Below are 14,199 nucleotides of genomic sequence, written 5' to 3' on the forward strand. Positions count from 1 at the left end.
CTGTTCCCGCACTTTACTGCGAAGGCGTTGCCAGCTTGCCGCCAGCATCACGGAAGAACTTGAAGAACTCCGAATCCGGCGAGAGAACCAGCGTCGTATCCGGCGTTTCGAGCGCTTCGCGATAAGCGGCCATCGAACGATAGAAGGCGAAGAAGCCCGGATCCTTCGATGCGGAGGCTGCGTAGATTTCACTGCGCTGCGCATCGCCCTCACCGCGAAGGATTTCCGATTCCTTGCGCGCTTCGGCAATCGTTTCCACAACCTGACGGTCGGCCACGGCGCGGATACGCTGGGCGGCTTCACGGCCACGGGCACGCAGACGCTCGGCTTCCGCCAGACGTTCCGCCTTCATGCGCTCATAGGTCTGCTGCGAGACTTCTGCCGTCAGATCGGTACGGCGGATACGCACGTCCTGGATGGTCAGGCCGAGCGAAGTCGCATCAGGACGAAGCTGATCGCGCACTTCACGCATCATGTCGCCGCGCTCTTCAGAAAGAGCGGCTTCAAAACCACGCTGACCATAGACACCACGCAGCGATGCATCGAGACGGGTGCGCAGGCGCTGTTCGGCAAGGAGCGTGCTGCCCGAAACCGTTTCACGGAACTTGCGGGCATCGGTGATGCGATAGACGAGGAACGCATCGACGTCATAGAACTTGCCGCCCGAAACCTGAACGCGGATGTCGTCCAGATCGAAACGCAGCAAGCGGTCATCGATCATCTGCACCGTATCGGCGTCAAGGAAGCCGAATGGCAACTTGAAGTAGATGCCCGGCTCGGTCTTCACGCTGACGATCTGACCGAAACGAAGAACGATTGCCTGCTGGCGCTCCGAAACGATGAACGTCGCGGAATAAAGCAGGAAGGCGAGGACAGCGATAATGCCGGCAATGATCGGAAGTCTGTTCTGAGCCATTACTGTGCACCTCCGCCGGTCGAGGGGGTCGTGGTCACGGTTGCACCCGAAGTTGCGCCTGCGCGCGGTTGCTGGCGCATCAATTCGTTCAGCGGCAGATAGGGCACGACGTCCTTTCCTGGTTCCACAATGACTTTCTTGGTGCTTTTAAGCACCTGTTCCATGGTTTCGAGGAAGAGACGGTTACGGGTCACTTCCGGGGCTTTTTCATACTGGCCGAGAACCGAGCTGAAACGCTGCGCTTCACCTTCGGCGTCCTGAACGACGCGGTTCTTATAGGCTGCCGCTTCTTCGCGAAGCTGAGCGGCTTCACCGCGGGCCTGACCGAGTTTCTGGTTGGAATACTGGTTCGATTCCTCGATGAATCGATCCTCGTCCTGTTCGGCGCGCTGCACTTCGTCGAAGGCGTCGGCCACTTCACGCGGCGGCGATGCGTCTTCAATCGACACGGCATTGACCTGAATACCGGCCTGGTAGGTGTCGAGTGTCTGCTGCACGATAGCGCGCACGCTTTGCGCGATCTCGGCACGATTGTCGCGGAAAACGTCCTGCGCCGGGCGGCGACCGACGATTTCACGCATCGCGCTTTCCGAAACCTGCTGCACCATCGCATCCGGGCTGTCGACATTGAACAGGTAAGCGCGCGGATCAGAAACGCGATAGAGCACCGAGAACTGGACATTCACGATGTTCTGGTCGCCGGTCAGCATCAGACCCTGCGTCGCCGTACGGGAACCCTGAGCGCCGATATTGATCTGCTTTTCGACGATTTGCGCCTTTTCATAGGTTTCAATCGGCCACCAATGGAAATGCAAGCCAGGTTCGGAAACTTCAGCCTTCGGCTTGCCGAAACGAAGTTCAACCGCCAGTTCATCCGGCTGTACTGTATAGACGGACTGGAAAACCCAGAAGCCGAGCAAGGCCGCGCCGATCAGGAAATAGATCGGGCGATTGCCGCCGCTGCGACCACCGCCGCCGGGGAACACCTGCTTCAGGCGATCCTGGCCTTTGCGCAAAATATCCTCGAGATCAGGTGGCGTATTCTGGCCGCCCCCGCGCGGACCCTTCGGGCCCTGTCCCCAGGGGCCATTATTATTGTTGTTATTATTGTTGTCACCGCCGCCGCCACCCCATGGGCCGCCGCCGCCATTCTGATTGCTCCAGGGCATCCTCACCTCTAAGCTTCTGTTTCCCGCATCTCCGGCAAAAAACGCCTCAGCGCTTTTAACGGAGATGCTCCCGGAAGACGGGAAAGCAAGGCGCAAACCCCCGTCATCAACTAATGTTACCGTTTTATAGGCATCGGGAGGCGCGCTTTCAACGGAAGCGCAATAAAATTCCTATGTTATGCTTTACGCAACACGCTTTTCGTAAACCATATAGCGGGTCGGATGGCTGTCTTTATCACCGGCTGGCACGTCTTCCGACGAGACCAGACGCCACGCATCGGGCTTAATCTCCGGGAAATGTGTGTCCCCATCGATTGCCGCCAGAACCCGCGTCAGATGCACGCGGTCCGCCAGCGGCAAAGCCTGCGCATAAATCTTGCCGCCGCCAATGATGCAAACCTCGCCAGCGCCGAGCTCTTCGGCAAGCTTGCGCCCAAGCGCAATGCCCTCTTCCAGCGAGCCGACGACATGTGCGCCTTCAGCCTGAAAATTCGCATCGCGGGTCACGACGATGTTCGGTCGTCCCGGCAAGGGTCGCCCGATCGACTCCCATGTGCGACGCCCCATGATGACCGGCTTGCCGAGCGTCAGCGCCTTGAAGCGCTTGAGGTCCGTCGAAAGCCGCCATGGCATATCGTTGTCGCGCCCGATCACGCCATTCTCGGCTGCAGCCACGATAATCGAAACGACCGGCTTATCCGTGTTCACGCTCTCACTCATACCGCAATCGGCGCCTTGATCGTCGGATCGGCTTCATAGCCTTCCAGCGCAAAATCCTCGTAACGGAAGGCAAACAGGTCCTTCACATCCGGATTGATGCGCATGACCGGCAGCTTTTTCGGCGTGCGCGTCAATTGCAGCCGCGCCTGCTCGAAATGGTTGGAATAAATATGCGCGTCACCCAGCGTATGGATGAATTCGCCGGGCTTGAGGCCCGCCACCTGCGCGATCATCATGGTCAAAAGCGCGTAGGAAGCGATGTTGAACGGCACGCCGAGGAATATATCCGCCGAACGCTGATAGAGCTGGCAGGACAGTTTTCCGTCCGCGACATAGAACTGGAACAGGCAATGGCACGGCGGCAGCGCCATTTCATCGACCAGCGCCGGGTTCCAGGCCGACACGATCAGGCGGCGGGAATTCGGATTGCCATGCAACATCTTCATGAGATTGGCGATCTGGTCGATATGGCGACCATCCGGCGCTGGCCAGGAGCGCCACTGATAGCCGTAAACTGGGCCGAGATCGCCCTTATCATCCGCCCATTCATCCCAGATCGAAACGCCGTTTTCCTTGAGATAGGCAATATTGGTATCGCCCTTCAGAAACCACAACAGCTCATAGATGATCGAGCGTAGATGCAGCTTCTTGGTGGTCAGGACCGGAAAGCCCTCCTCCAGATTGAAGCGCATCTGATAGCCGAAAACCGAGCGCGTGCCCGTGCCCGTGCGGTCGCCGCGATCGGTGCCGTTGTCGAGCACATGCTGGAGAAGATCGAGATAGGTGCGCATGGGATGTTCCCGGATAGGGTTTTTCGAGATCGATTCGTTTCGACCCTACTATAAGGAAAAACCCCGGCGCGGGGCACCGGGGTTCGAATTCCACAGGCAATATGCACCGATCTGTGCCTGAATCAAAAAGCGGCATGTGTGTGCGAAAATGGTGATTTTCGAGTACCGGAGCGGAGCGTACTAAAGTACGTGAGCACCGGAACGGAGAAAATTGCCATTTGCAGCCGCACAGGACGACTTTTGGAACAGGTTCTCAGAGATCGCCGAGTTTGCCGAGCTGCTTTGCCACCAGATAATAGAAGGTCACGCGGTGCTTGTTGCGGTCGCCCTTCATGACTTCCGCAACGTGGTTCACCACTTCTTCCGCCTTGGCGGCATCGGTCACGCCGAGCTTCTTGCCAACCCAGCTGTCGCGCACACGCTTCAGTTCTTCCGGATCGGTCGCAGAAACGAGCGAGGAGTCGCGATTGCGTAGCGCAATGCCCAAATGCTTGACGATCTTCTCGACAACCGCTTCATCGGCGGCGGCATCGTAGCGACGGACATCTGCGAGGTATTCACTCATATATCGGCTCTCCTTCAGTGGGGCACACCGCCCAGTCTAAACCGCAATTCCGGATAGACCGGAAGAAAACTCCAGCCTTTCCAATATATATACGACCAAGATTGACCAGTGAGAGCAAGCTGTCAACGGCAATTATGGGGAACAACCCGTGAGAATGAGCTTTTGCCCTGCAAAGAACAAAATCTAACTTAACATAATCTCGGTATAAAAATTTCTTCACGCATATAACGCCTATTTGATAAAAATTTGAAATCTACTTCCAATTTTACGACAGGTTTTATTATGTTTCGATCCTTATCTATTATCACTGCATTGCATATTTTTCTTTATCCAGCTCACGCCTATTCGGCATCAGCGGACATTTCGCAGAAAGATATTGCGGGTTATATTCAAGATCATAAAAATGAGCAGCTGTTGCTGCTTGAAAAACTGGTCAATATCAACAGCGGAACCGCAAACGCCGACGGCGTGAAACAGATCGGGAATCTTCTGAAACCGGAATTCGAAGCGCTTGGCTTTGATGTTCGATGGCATGATCTTCCGGCAGACTTGAAACATGCGGGTACACTGGTCGCCCGACATACCGGAAACGCGAAGACGCGCATTCTCCTGATCGCGCATCTGGATACGGTGTTTCCGCCAACAAGCAAGTTCCAGCACTTCACCCTTTCTCATGACGGAAAACAGGCAAGCGGCCCCGGCGTCATCGATGACAAGGGCGGGCTGGTCACCATTCTCTATACGATGAAGGCGCTTAAAAACGCCGATGCGCTCAAAAATGCGAATATCACAATCGTCATGACCGGCGACGAGGAACTGGCGGCGCGACCGACGAGCCTCTCCCGGAAAGTTCTGATGGACGCCGCGAAACAAAGCGATATCGCGCTGGGGTTTGAATTTGCACTTGCCCCCGATGAACTGGTCGTCTCCAGACGCGGCCTGTCCGAGTGGTTTCTGACCGCCACCGGAAATGCCGCACATTCCTCGCAGATTTTCCAGCCCAATGTCGGCTTTGGCGCTGTTTATGAAATAGCCAGAGTGATTGATGCATTGCGTATGGAACTAACGAAAACGCCCGATATCACCATGAATGTAGGGCTTCTCCTCGGCGGGCAGCAGGTCCACGAGGATATTGATCAGGGAACCGGGACCGCCAGCGGGCGCAAGACCATCGTTCCGCCCAATGCACTGGCGCATGGCGATCTGCGCTTCATGACGAAGGATGAACGTGACGCGATTGAAGCCTCCCTGCAAAAGATCACAGCGCAGCCGCTTTCCGGGACACACAGCAAGGTCGAGTTTCAGGATATCATGCCAGCAATGCCAGCAACCAACGCCAATTATGCGTTGCTCTTGCAATATAGCGCCATATCGCAGCAACTTGGCGGCCCTGCGCTGAAGGCTGTAGCCCCTGATGAGCGTGGCGGCGCGGATATTTCCTATATCACGCCTTATGTAAAAGCGGGCATTGACGGATTGGGGCCATGGGGTTCGGGCGCACATACCGAGCATGAAACGCTTGAAGTTGCTTCGCTTCCCGAAGCGACGAAACGAGCTGCCCTATTCATATTTCAGAAAATTCAGGAGTAAATTTGCCCCTGACAAATATAACCGCCCCTCTTCCAATATGGATCGACCGCGCCTATATACGTCTCGCTGGCGCAAGCCAGCTATGGTGATAAACGGACGGTGTAATAAACCCATTGGACCCGGGGGCGGTACCCGGCGCCTCCACCAGAACACAGGCTCTATGATTGGTCTGTGCTGTGGCGGGGGCGAAATAGGATCGACAAGGGTGTAAAGATCGCTCTTTTACTCGGCATGATACCACCGTTATCGGGTCAATTGAGTAGTTGCAAATGACAACAAAGCTCAGGGTTATGCTCTCGCTGCCTAATGGCGGTGCGGGAAACCCACTCTAAAGCCCTTAGGGTTAGCACCTTAAGGCGGGGTTCGGAGGCACCTGGCAACAGAAGCCTCCACTTTCCCTCTTCAATTCAGGCTGCTGCTGCTTCCGTATCGAGATCGCTCGCTTTGCGGGAGAGAACGATCTGCGTCAGCACGAATGCGGTCAGCGCACAACCGGCGATTCCGCCGACCATAGGCACAGCCGTTCCGTCGAAGAACGAACCGGTAATGCCAATCGCCAGACCGCCAATCACAAAATGCAGCGTTCCCATCAGCGCCGAAGCCGTACCGGCAATCGCGCCATAATCTTCCAGCGCCAGAACCGCCGTGGTCGGTATAACCAGCCCGAGGAAGCCGTAACCGACGAACAGGAAACTTGCGATCAGCCAGAGCGATTGATGCCCCATCAGTACGGCTGCGAACATAGCGAGCATGGCGGCAGCGAAACCGGATACGGCAAAGCGCATTACACGGCGCAGCCCGAATCGCGCACCCAGCCAACCATTCAGCTGGGAAACGCCGAAGAACGACACCGCATTGGCCGAGAAAGCCAGCGCATATTCGTTCGGGGTCAGACCGTAGTGATCGATGAGCACGAAGGATGAATTGGCCAGATAAACGAAGAACGAGGCAATGCCAAAGCCGCCGACGAAAACCAGCCCTAGGAAATAGCGGTCCTTGAGCAAGCGGCCATAGCCGCGCAGCGCGCTCCCAACGCTGCTTTCAAGCCGCGCTTCACGCGTTCGCGTTTCCTGTTGGGCCGTCGCAAGCAGCACAAGGCCGATAATCGCCGCGACCAGAACAGCCCAGAACACGCCGCGCCAGCCAAAGAAGCTGATAATGACCGAGCCCGTGAGAGGCGCCAGAATCGGCGAAATGGAGAAGACCAGCATCAACAGCGACATCAGCCGCGCCGCTTCGACGCCGGTATGCAGATCACGCACCACAGCGCGCGGAATCACCATGCCCGCCGCAGCACCCAACCCCTGCAGGAAGCGAAACAGCACCAGCACATCAATGTTGGTCGCCAGCGCGGAGCCGACGCTGCCGATGGCGAACAGAATCAGCCCACCGTAAAGCGGGACTTTGCGCCCGACCATGTCCGACAGAGGCCCACAGAAAAGTTGGGCAATCGCCAAGGCGATGAAGAAGGCAAGCAGACTCATCTGCACCGCGCCGGTTTCCGCATGGAGGTCGGCGGCAATCGTCGGCAAGGCAGGGAGATACATGTCGATCGCGAAGGGACCGACGGCGGAAAGAAGACCAAGAACAATCGCATTGCGCACAAGACTCGAAGCCATGGGAGACGCGCTTTCATCAATGTTTCGTGAGGTGCCCGCACCGGTTTCGGATCGCCAACTTCGCTTGGGAGGGTGGATCGCTGGGCTCGCAAAACCGGTACTGGATTGAATAACTCTATGTAACTGCTATGGCTTTTCAGATGATATCCGGGATATACGCGCTTAAACGGGCAAACCAGACTTCTGAAATGACTGTCACAGTCTCTTGTCTAGACGAAATGCCAAAAGGAATTTGACATTGATGTCAAATTAGACACCATTGTCCAAAACGTCAAGTCATCTTATGTTGGGCTTATGAAACCTACTGACATAATCGAAATGGCCGCCCCGCCGGTGAAGCGTAGCACCACCGGAAAAGGGCTGAATGCCGCTGCAAACACTGCCGCCATGAAGCCTGGGCAGTGCATGAAGCGCGATTTCATCCTGTGTTCTGCGGCGCGTGTTTTCTCGCGCGACGGGTTTCAGGGCGCCAGCATCGATCTGATTGCAAACGAGGCCGGCGTTTCGCGCCAGACCATCTATAACCACTACCGCGATAAGGAAGCTTTGCTTGCCGCTGTGGTTGAAGACGCCTTGGACCGCATGAATGCAAGCCTGTTTGCCGTGCTGTCCACTTTTCCACAGAGCGGTGACAATCTTGAGCGGGATCTGACGGCCTTCGCGATCCGCATGAGTCGGAACTGCGTTTACGATCCATCGGGTGCTTTTCTGCGCAAGCTTTTGCAGTCGAGTACGCCCGACATGTCTTTCGCGGGCTATATCTGCAAGACCAAGGGTCCGGCGCAGGCTGTCCCGGCCATTGCCGCGTGCCTGTCCCGTCTGGCGCTGGCGGGACATTTGCGCCTCAATGATCCTGATCTGGCGGCACTGCATTTCATGGCCCTGATCAGCGCCGATACGCAGCTGCACGCCTTGCACGGATGCGCAATCGATGACGACATCATCGAACGCAGCGCCATCAATGGCGTCAGGACATTTCTGCTGGCATTTGGCGGGACCGCTTCGTCGCCGCAAGCTGCCCCTCTCCCCTGACAGATCGAGCAGTGCTGCCGCACTTTCGCGATATATATCATCGTTTCCTGCGAGAACGAACTTGACATCTGCCTGCGAATCCGTGGGATAAGAAACCCATGGTACAGGATCTGATCCGTTACGACATTCTCGCTCAGGAAGCCCTTCGTGGCGTCATCCGCAAGGTTCTTGCGGAGGTGGCCAAGGCTGGCCTGCCGGGCAATCATCATTTCTTTATCACGTTCCTCACCGGAGCGCCGGGCGTGCGTATTTCCACGCGCCTGAAAGAGAAATATCCCGAGCAGATGACAATCGTGTTGCAGCATCAGTTCTGGGACATGAATGTCACCGATCAGCTGTTCGAAGTTGGCCTGTCTTTCGGTGATATTCCCGAAAAGTTGGTGATACCATTCTCGGCAGTGCGTGGTTTCTACGACCCGTCCGTCAATTTCGAACTTGAGTTCGATGTTGCGGCAGTTCAGCCGACCAGCGACAATGACGAAGACCACAATATCGCGCCAATCGAGATGATGCCGGTGGAAACCGCGCCCGAAAAGCCGGAAAAGCCCAAGGCGAAGTCGCGCAAGACTGCTGCTGAAAAGCAGGCAGCAGCCGCGAAAGATAATGCTGAGGGCGAAGATACGCCGAAGCCATCCGCCGACGTGGTATCGCTGGACGCTTTCCGCAAGAAGTAAATCTTCTTCCCAACTTTGCATGATTTCATAAAGGCTTTGGCTGCGCTGCGAGTATGTTGCTGTGGCCAAAAACCGTTCGTATAAAACTGTCGTCAGACAGGGCGTTATTTCATAGTATCGTACTGACCAGACCATTCGTTTTGACTTCGATCAAGGCAACCGAATTTTAAAATGATAGGATAGCGGCCATTACGGCAGTGGAAATCAAGGCGGGAATCTCATGGTCCGTTTGTTAGCGCAGGCAGTTCTCTGGATAAGCGGCGTTATCGCTGCGTTTTTCATCGCGAGCGACGCGCCGAACTTTCCCCTCTGGCAAATGACCATCGGCCTTTTGCTGCTCGTCGCGGTTTCAGTCGCGATCTGGTGGTTCACCAATCCCAAGGAACCGAGACAGTAAGCCAAGCCGACAGCTTGCAGCCCGTCGGAGCGCCGCGTTATAAAAGCGTGTGTCAACGCACTAAGAGCGCATCCCGAAAAGTGTGAAACGGTTTTCGGGTTAGATGCGCGTTAAAACAAAGAATTAGAGCGCCGATCTGATGCAATCAGATCGAAACGCGCTCTAAGCCATCCGAGACATCGACATGAGCGACATCGTCAATCTGCGGCAGTTCAAGAAAAAGAAAGCGCGTGACGCCAAGGAAAAGCAGGCGGATCAAAACCGCATTCTTTTCGGACGAACGAAAGTGGAAAAAGACTTCGCGCGCGAAGAGACCCGCAAGAGCGAACGCTTTCTGGACGTGAATCGCCTGGAGCGCAAAGACGACGCGGATGGTGAGCTTTGAGCACCGGCGGCCTGCGCAAGCACTCGGTCAGCATTCGCGGCCATGCGACCAGCTATACGCTGGAAGACGAATTCTTCGAGATTCTCCACCAGATCGCCGAAATGCGCGGCCAGTCGATTGCATCACTGGTGGCCGAGGTGGACAGCAAGCGTGAGCGCACCACCAACCTCTCATCGGCGCTGCGGCTCCACGTATTGAACTGGCTCAAATCGCAGATACCACCAGCCAGCTGATAGCAAACCGATCAGGGCTGCGGCACGGGTGCGCTCGGTGCTGGCTCCAGACTTTTCAGGAATTCATTCAGCGACTGTCCACCTTGTGGGCTGGCCAACGGCATCGCCGCGCCATTTTCGGCCCCGCCTTCCGGATTGGCTGGCCGCGGCTGCTCCGACTCGCGACGCTTCTTCTCCTCAGCTTGTTTTTCTGCTGCAACCCGTGCCGCCGCTTCGGAACGACGGCGCGTCTCGTCTTCCTGCTGAGCACGTTCACGTTCCGCCGCATCAGCTTCCAATACGCCAAGCTGACGGCGCAGACGCTGCTTTTCCATTAGACTGGCCTGCATGGCCTCGACGCGTTCCTGCTCGCGCTCCAATGCGCGCTGGGTCAGGAACTGCACAAGCGGCTGCCGGTCGAGCTTCACTTCTGGCCGGTCATAGGTTCCGCCGATGGTGAAGGCCACCTGCGGCGCAAGGCCGGTCTGCGCGCCCTCATCACCCTGGAAGGTAAAAGTTCCGCTGCCCCCGACGCCGAGCGTCGAAAGATCGAATTGCAAATCGCTCAACAAAGCTGCGTTGCCGTCCGACAGGTTGGCGGCAGACATCCGCGCCGTACCGCCCGCTACCGTGAATTCGAAACGCGCGTCGCCGGGCGTAAACCGCGCATCCGGGGCGACGGCCTTGTCGGCAATGGCGGCAAACCGCTTCGCATCCAGTTTTTCGTCGCCCGCAGGCTGATCGCCAATGCCGTCAGCGGCTGCGACCATGGCAGGCAGCGCCGCACCATCAAGACCAGCGACCGCGAATTTCTCGACATCCACGGTCGCGGTTCCCGCCAGAGAACCGACCAGCGCGGCAGCGTTTTCGCCACTGCCATTCAGCGTCACCGCAGCCTTGACGACACCACCCAGCGGGGCCGAACCATCTTCCAGATGGTAGAAATTGGCGAGGTCCGCACCGCTCCATTTCAGATCGGTCGAAAGCAGCGCATTCTTGTCGCTGTTGCGCAACGACAGGGTGCCGACGAGATAACCCCCTGCCCAGTTTCCGGTCAGTTCGGTGAGGCTCAGACTATCGATCGTCTTTTGCAGCCGCGTCGAAAACTCGGTCGCCGTGCCGAAACCTTGCATATGCGCCTCAGCAACATTCAACTTCACATCGATCAGCAGCGGCAGCGACGGACGAACCGCAAAGGCCCCACGCGGCCAGATGGACTTTTCTGTCGGCTTGGCTGGTTCAAACGCGTCCTGACCGAGCATGATGGCCGCCAGACCATCGACTTCAAGCGAAGCGAGCTTCGCTTCGCCCTTCAATTGCGGCAATCCGCTATCGGCAAAGTTCGCCTCCAGCCGCGCCGAAACATCTTCGCCACCCAACTGGCCAGCAAGATTCGGAAAGCGCAAAATGCCTTTGGCAAACTGGAAATCACTGGAAAGCTCAGCGGAAAGCCCCGCGCCATAACCCGGCAATGCATAGCCCGCTGTCGCGATGAATGGCTGCAGATCGGCTGATTTGACCTGCGCCTTGCCGCTTGCGGCAATATCGTTGCCGATCAGCGAAATCACCCCGTCAGCCGAAGCCGTGCCATCCGGCGCCGTCAGCTTGAGAAGCGTCCGCATTCCGGCGCTTGGCGCGCCCTGCATGGTCAGATCGGCGGTAAGTTCACCGGCAAGGCCCAATGGCAGCGACGGCAGGCCGATCAGCGCCAGCACTGCCTCTCCCTGCTCGGAACTAGCCGTGCCGTTCATCTGCATCTGCAACGGGTCTGCTTCCGTCTCGCCACCGCTGGCCGTTCCCGACAGGTCGAGCTTCATCCCACCGGTCTTGCCAGTGACGCTGAAGGAGAACTCGCCGCTGCCGGGCGAAGTCTTGGGTCTCGTCTCGACTGGTCGCGCACTTTTGCCCTTGGCTGCGCCGTTCTTCGCGGGATTGGCTTGCGTTTCCGGCCTGACCGGCGCAACCGCATTGGCGATCACGTTGATCTCGCTGTCTTCAAACAGACCGGGGAAATTTGCCGCGCGCGCCGACAAGGCGTGAAACAGCGGCAACTGCGGATAACGGTTCGCCATCAACGCGATAAAGCGGGACAGATCGCCCGAAAGGATCGTCGCGTCGAGCTTGCCCGACGGTGAATTGGCGAAAGGCTCATAGGCGCCGGTTGCCGTCAGCGTGGCATCGGCGACATCGCTGATCATCAGCCGGTCGAAATCGAAGCGTCCATCGTGAAGGCGCATCGCCAGATCGACATTGGCCGCTTCCATATCCTTGAACCGCACAGGCCCGGCCTTGAAGCCGACATTGAGCGTTTGCGCATCGAGAAGCACCAGCCCCTCGCCGCCGGAGAAGAACGAAACGAAAGCCTGCAAGGCATCGCTCTCCACCGCGCCGCCCTGGAGATTGACGTCGATGGTCGGCTGCGCCGCCCCATTGACCTGCCGCAGCAGGGATCCTTTGAGCCACGTCTTGCCCAGACCGATTTCCAGATCGTCGATGCGCTGCATGCCGTCGCGCAAATCGACCTTGCCGGAGAAGCCGGCCCCGTCGAGCGCGCGGATCGATTCATCCACGGTCTCATTGAGCCAGGTGGCAAGACCGGATGGCTGGCGCGATGCCACCAGCATCTCGCCCTTGAAACCGAAATCATCGCCAACCGAAAGCCTGCCCTTGGCCTCGACCTTGGTGCGCCCCGGCAGGTCAGCCGCGAACTGGCGAATATTCCAGTCGCCGCCATCGGGTTCGGCGTTGATCGTTACGGAGCGAATGGTGGTTCCACCGGCAACGACCGCTGGCAAACGAAGGTCAATACGGCCCGGTATGGTCGGGATTGGCAATTGTTCGAGAACGCGGCGCGCAATGGCGATGCGGTCCGTCAGCGGCATGGCGGAAGCAACCTGCTGGTCTTCCGCCGTCTCGCTTGGGCCCCAGAAAATCTGCTGCCCATCGGCGCTGATTTCAAAGCGCGGCACATTGCCGTAATCAATCAGCGCCTTGCCATTGACCACGTAAGGATTGTCGGCTGGCCCCTGCTCCATGCGGAATTCGCTTGCATCGAAGCGGTCGGTATCGGCGGCAAACTTGCCGGTGAGGCGCAGGCCACTGAAAAACGGCTTGTCGGCGGACGCGTCTTTCTGGCTTTTGGCGTTTTGCGCCACCATATCGGAGGAGCGCAGCGAAAAATCGCCCGCATAATTCAACCGGCCGTCCTTGAGGACGATATCGCCATCGGTTTCGAATGCGGCGGGAATAGCTTCCGGCGAAACACGCGCCCGCAATCGCAGGGAACCGTCAGGCTTCGCCTCGCCGCTCGTCAGATCGACGGAAAGCTTGCGGCCCGCAAGGCTAAAACTGCTTTGCGCCTGCCATGGCCCCGCGAGGCTGTTGGCCGACAGCACGGCATTCAGGCCCGTGGCCTCATGAACGCGCCCGCTTGCCAAGTCATGCAGCGTCACGGTGCCGTCGCTGATCGACAGCCGTTCGACCTTGATCTGCGATGGATCGAGCGGCGTGGACGGACGAATGGCCCAATCCACCTTGCCGTCCTTGTCCAGCGAGATCGAAACGCGCGGACGCTCGACGCGCATGTCGAAAATCAGCACCTGACCGCGCAGGAAAGGCATCAGTTCCGCATCCATCGAAAACCGGTCGAGCGTCATCACCGGATGCGTTGCATCAGCCCCGACGCGGACATCGGAAAAGGTCACGGATGGAAACGGCAGCAGCCGCGCATTCACATCGCCCGCCACCTTGACAGGACGTCCCAGAATGCGGCTCGCCTCACGCTCGAAATCGGCCCGATAGCCGCTCCAGTCGACAAAAGGCGGCACCACTAGCGCCGCAGTCAAAAGCAGCACCAGAAGCCCGCCGACCATGACGAATATGCGGCCCAAGAAGCAGCTCCGGTCAGTCAGGTGAGTTCGGTCAGGCGCGAGCCAATGGGTGAATCACGCCATATTTACCAACGCAACATAGTGCATCATCGCACAAAGTGCGAAGCGGTTTTCAGGATTGCGCGGCAACAAAAAACAGCGTCGGTTCGGCGACAACAAGGCAAGCTGCCGCCCAACCGATCCAAATAGGTCCGCTCGCTGAATCACCCTCTGAGCCGAGCGGCGCAAAAGGCTGATTT

Annotated in this window: 13 protein-coding genes and 1 other RNA gene; 7 read left to right on the top strand and 7 right to left on the bottom strand. The window is 57.7% G+C overall.

Annotated elements, in window-relative coordinates:
- Window positions 1-13: 13 nt before the first annotated feature.
- From hflC to HWD97_RS16415, 5 genes are all read right to left on the bottom strand, one after another.
- Window positions 14-916 carry a protease modulator HflC gene (hflC, locus tag HWD97_RS16395; RefSeq protein WP_109369381.1) on the bottom strand — a complete coding sequence of 301 codons (903 nt, stop codon included), beginning with the start codon at window positions 914-916 and terminating at the stop codon, window positions 14-16.
- The gene (gene hflK / locus HWD97_RS16400; protein WP_121536364.1) at window positions 916-2,085 is read right to left on the bottom strand and encodes an FtsH protease activity modulator HflK; all 1,170 of its coding nucleotides are present in this window, start codon (window positions 2,083-2,085) and stop codon (window positions 916-918) included. Before hflK ends, hflC begins: the two co-directional genes overlap by 1 nt.
- 183 nt (window positions 2,086-2,268) lie before the next feature.
- Window positions 2,269-2,793, bottom strand: a complete 525-nt coding sequence (locus tag HWD97_RS16405; protein WP_121536618.1) for a dihydrofolate reductase — start codon at window positions 2,791-2,793, stop codon at window positions 2,269-2,271.
- An 8-nt stretch (window positions 2,794-2,801) separates the two neighbouring features.
- Entirely contained in the window at window positions 2,802-3,596 is a 795-nt protein-coding gene (locus HWD97_RS16410) for a thymidylate synthase (RefSeq protein ID WP_109369382.1), read from the bottom strand.
- Window positions 3,597-3,849: 253 nt separating this feature from the next.
- On the bottom strand, window positions 3,850-4,161 hold the full coding sequence (locus HWD97_RS16415) for a DUF2853 family protein (RefSeq protein ID WP_109369383.1): 312 nt from the start codon (window positions 4,159-4,161) through the stop codon (window positions 3,850-3,852).
- A gap of 414 nt (window positions 4,162-4,575) precedes the next feature.
- On the opposite strand from HWD97_RS16415, the gene HWD97_RS16420 reads away from it, so the two are divergent.
- Both HWD97_RS16420 and ssrA read left to right on the top strand, forming a co-directional pair.
- The gene (locus tag HWD97_RS16420) at window positions 4,576-5,751 is read left to right on the top strand and encodes a M20 family metallopeptidase (RefSeq protein ID WP_209445957.1); all 1,176 of its coding nucleotides are present in this window, start codon (window positions 4,576-4,578) and stop codon (window positions 5,749-5,751) included.
- 26 nt (window positions 5,752-5,777) lie between these two features.
- Window positions 5,778-6,145, top strand: a transfer-messenger RNA (tmRNA) gene (gene ssrA / locus HWD97_RS16425).
- 13 nt (window positions 6,146-6,158) lie between these two features.
- On the opposite strand, the gene HWD97_RS16430 is transcribed toward ssrA, so the two are convergent.
- The gene (locus HWD97_RS16430; protein WP_109369385.1) at window positions 6,159-7,370 is read right to left on the bottom strand and encodes a multidrug effflux MFS transporter; all 1,212 of its coding nucleotides are present in this window, start codon (window positions 7,368-7,370) and stop codon (window positions 6,159-6,161) included.
- Window positions 7,371-7,664: 294 nt separating this feature from the next.
- Between HWD97_RS16430 and HWD97_RS16435 the strand changes: the two genes are divergently transcribed.
- From HWD97_RS16435 to HWD97_RS16455, 5 genes are all read left to right on the top strand, one after another.
- On the top strand, window positions 7,665-8,402 hold the full coding sequence (locus HWD97_RS16435) for a TetR/AcrR family transcriptional regulator (RefSeq protein WP_109369386.1): 738 nt from the start codon (window positions 7,665-7,667) through the stop codon (window positions 8,400-8,402).
- A 98-nt stretch (window positions 8,403-8,500) separates the two neighbouring features.
- A complete protein-coding gene (locus HWD97_RS16440; RefSeq protein ID WP_109369387.1) occupies window positions 8,501-9,076 on the top strand; it encodes an SspB family protein in 576 nt (191 codons plus the stop codon).
- A 220-nt stretch (window positions 9,077-9,296) separates the two neighbouring features.
- Window positions 9,297-9,473, top strand: coding sequence for a hypothetical protein (locus HWD97_RS16445; protein ID WP_167836041.1), 177 nt, complete (start codon window positions 9,297-9,299; stop codon window positions 9,471-9,473).
- 184 nt (window positions 9,474-9,657) lie between these two features.
- Window positions 9,658-9,858: a DUF4169 family protein gene (locus tag HWD97_RS16450; RefSeq protein WP_109369388.1), complete on the top strand. Its 201-nt coding sequence runs from the start codon at window positions 9,658-9,660 to the stop codon at window positions 9,856-9,858.
- Window positions 9,855-10,091 (top strand): ribbon-helix-helix domain-containing protein, encoded by a 237-nt coding sequence (locus HWD97_RS16455; protein ID WP_109369389.1) that lies wholly within the window; start codon window positions 9,855-9,857, stop codon window positions 10,089-10,091. The genes HWD97_RS16450 and HWD97_RS16455 overlap by 4 nt, the downstream gene beginning before the upstream one ends.
- 11 nt (window positions 10,092-10,102) lie before the next feature.
- Here the strand turns inward: HWD97_RS16455 and HWD97_RS16460 are convergent, their stop codons facing one another.
- A complete protein-coding gene (locus HWD97_RS16460) occupies window positions 10,103-13,960 on the bottom strand; it encodes an AsmA family protein (RefSeq protein ID WP_371835264.1) in 3,858 nt (1,285 codons plus the stop codon).
- Between the last annotated feature and the right edge of the window lie 239 nt (window positions 13,961-14,199).

The sequence above is a fragment of the Ochrobactrum sp. C6C9 genome, assembly GCF_022627935.1.
Taxonomy (GTDB): Bacteria; Pseudomonadota; Alphaproteobacteria; order Rhizobiales; family Rhizobiaceae; genus Brucella; species Brucella teleogrylli.